This window comes from Thiohalophilus sp., assembly GCF_031581315.1.
Classification (GTDB): Bacteria; Pseudomonadota; Gammaproteobacteria; order UBA6429; family Thiohalophilaceae; genus Thiohalophilus.
On record NZ_JAVLAZ010000109.1, the window covers coordinates 3,846 to 6,614 of the forward strand.

Annotated in this window: 3 protein-coding genes; all 3 read left to right on the forward strand. The window is 57.4% G+C overall.

Annotated features, from left to right (window positions below; translation table 11 throughout):
- The coding region (locus RI563_RS11940; RefSeq protein WP_310694608.1) for a DNA-3-methyladenine glycosylase I at positions 1 to 573 on the forward strand (573 nt) is incomplete at its 5' end.
- The gene (locus RI563_RS11945) at positions 570 to 1,535 is read left to right on the forward strand and encodes an HPP family protein (protein ID WP_310694609.1); all 966 of its coding nucleotides are present in this window, start codon (positions 570 to 572) and stop codon (positions 1,533 to 1,535) included. The genes RI563_RS11940 and RI563_RS11945, both read left to right, overlap by 4 nt.
- A 132-nt stretch (positions 1,536 to 1,667) precedes the next feature.
- Positions 1,668 to 2,702 carry a dihydroorotase gene (gene pyrC / locus RI563_RS11950; protein WP_310694610.1) on the forward strand — a complete coding sequence of 345 codons (1,035 nt, stop codon included), beginning with the start codon at positions 1,668 to 1,670 and terminating at the stop codon, positions 2,700 to 2,702.
- Positions 2,703 to 2,769 lie beyond the last annotated feature (67 nt).

The following is a 2,769-nucleotide window of genomic DNA, read 5'->3' on the forward strand; positions in this document are numbered from 1 at the left end:
CGCTGCGGCTGGGCCGGGCCCGATCAAATCTACCTCGATTATCACGATCATGAATGGGGCGTGCCGGTTTACGATGATCGGTTGCTGTTCGAGTTTTTAATCCTCGAAGGGGCCCAGGCGGGGCTGAGCTGGATCACCGTTTTGAAAAAACGCGAGGCCTACCGCGAGGCTTTCCACAATTTTGACGCGGAAAAGATCGCCCGCTTCTCGCGCACCAGAATAGAGCAACTGCTGAACAATTCCGCTATCATTCGCAACCGGTTAAAAATTGAATCGACCATCAGCAACGCGCGGGCTTTTCTCGAGCTGCGTGAACAACAGGGCAGCTTCAGCGATTACCTCTGGCAGTTTGTTGACGGGCAACCGGTACAGAACAGGTGGAAAAGCGATTCTCAGGTGCCGGCATCGACCCAACGATCGGAGGCCATGAGCCGGGATCTCAAACGCCGCGGCTTTCGATTTGTTGGACCGACAATTTGTTATGCCTACATGCAGGCTGTCGGCATGGTCAACGACCATATCACTTCCTGCTACCGGCACAATGAAGTTTTAAAACTGGGGAAATCACTATGAGTGTCAGAGCGTTTTTCGGTCTGGATTTCGAACAGGTCAGTCATGCTGAACGACTTGCCTCCGGTGCCGGTGGCTTTGTCGGTATCTTTCTGATCGGGGTCGTCAGCTACTATTTCACCGGCTTCGAAGGCGCCGCCATGATCGTGCCGTCCATGGGGGCCTCGGCGGTGCTGGTCTTCGCGGTACCGCACGGCAAGCTGTCTCAGCCCTGGAACGTACTGGGCGGCAATGGTGTTTCCGCCGTGGTCGGAATGACCTGTTATCTGTATGTTCCCGATGTCTTTCTCGCCGCCGCCCTGGCAGTCGGGATTGCGATCACCCTGATGCATTACCTCTCCTGTATTCATCCACCCGGCGGCGCCTCCGCACTGGCTGCCGTGATCGGCGGCGACGCCATTCATGCGCTCGGTTACCAGTATGTCCTGACACCCGTTCTGCTGAACGCGTTTATCATTTTCCTGGTTGCCATCGGATTCAATTATCTTTTCCCGTGGCGCCGTTATCCCGCCAGCCTGATGAAACCTGTGACACAAAGCAGCCCGGCACAAACAAAAAAAGAAGAGCATGAATCCCGCCTCTCACAGGATGACCTGGATTACGCCATGCGCAAGATGGATCTGCTGGTGGACATCACCGCCGAGGATCTGAAGCGGCTGTATTCACTGGCCTCGAAATATTCCGAAAGCAAATGCCTGCGACCGGAAGATATCAAGCTCGATCACTATTACAGCAATAGTCAGCACGGCAACCAATGGCAGATACGCCACATTATCGATGAGTCGCCTCATGAGGATCCCGCCCGTGACAAGGTTATCTACAAGATCGTCGCCGGTCAGGGCCGTTACAATACCGGCACCTGTACCCGCGAAGAGTTTGCTGTCTGGGCACGCTTCGAAGTCGAGCAGCAGGGTGACGACTGGGTACGTCCCGGCGGGACCATCGAATCCGAACCGGCGTCATAATATAAAGTAAAGGGGTGTCCGGCTGTTACCTGTGTGACCCGTTTATGCAGACGTTGATCCCCGGTCGCCTGTAACCGCGATCCGGGTAATCCCAATCTGGCACCTGACGCCTGTAACCGGCATAATATCCCCATGGACCAACTCACCCTTACCCGCCCGGACGACTGGCATCTGCATGTGCGCGATGGCGCGGTTTTACCGGATGTGCTTGGCGATACCGCCCGGCGCTTCGCGCGGGCGATCATCATGCCCAATCTCAAGCCGCCGGTGACCACGGTCGATCAGGCCCTGGCCTACCGGCAACGGATTCTGGATGCGCTGCCGGCAGGGACGCCGTTCAATCCCTTGATGACCCTGTATCTCACCGATGACACCACGGCGGAGGAAATCCATAAAGCCGCCGGGCATCCGGATGTGCATGCGGTGAAGCTCTATCCCGCCGGCGCCACCACCAACTCCGCGGCGGGCGTCACGGCCATCGAGAAAACCTGGGATGCCATCGAGGCGATGGCGCAAACCGGACTGCCGTTACTGATTCACGGGGAAGCCACCGAACCGGACATCGATATCTTCGATCGCGAGGCGGTGTATATCGATCGCACCCTGCGCCCGTTACTCGAGCGATTCCCGACGCTCAAGGTGGTGCTGGAACACATCACCACCCGCCAGGCCGCCGAGTTCGTCCATGCCGGTCCCGACAACCTGGGCGCCACCATCACTCCGCACCATCTGCTGATGAACCGCAATGCCATGTTCCGCGGCGGCATGAATCCGCATCACTTCTGCCTGCCAATCCTCAAGCGGGAACAACATCGCCAGGCGCTGCTCAAGGCGGCGATCAGTGATACGGGCAGGTTCTTTCTCGGCACCGACAGCGCCCCGCATCCGCGTCATGCCAAGGAGTCGGGTTGCGGTTGTGCCGGTATCTATTCGGCCCATGCCGCGCTGGAGCTGTATGCCGAAGCATTCGATGAGGCAGGCGCGCTGGACAAACTGGAAGGTTTTGCCAGCCATTACGGCGCCGACTTCTACGGCCTGCCGCGCAATACCGATCGCGTGACCCTGATCCGGGAAGACTGGACCGTGGCCGACAGCATGAAGTTTGGCGAAGAAGAACTGATCCCGTTGCGCGCCGGACAAACGGTGCACTGGCGAATAAAAGATTAGTTCTGAGTACTTAGTTCTGAGTACTTAGTACTAAGTACTAAGTACTAAGCTCTGCCTTTATCTGTGG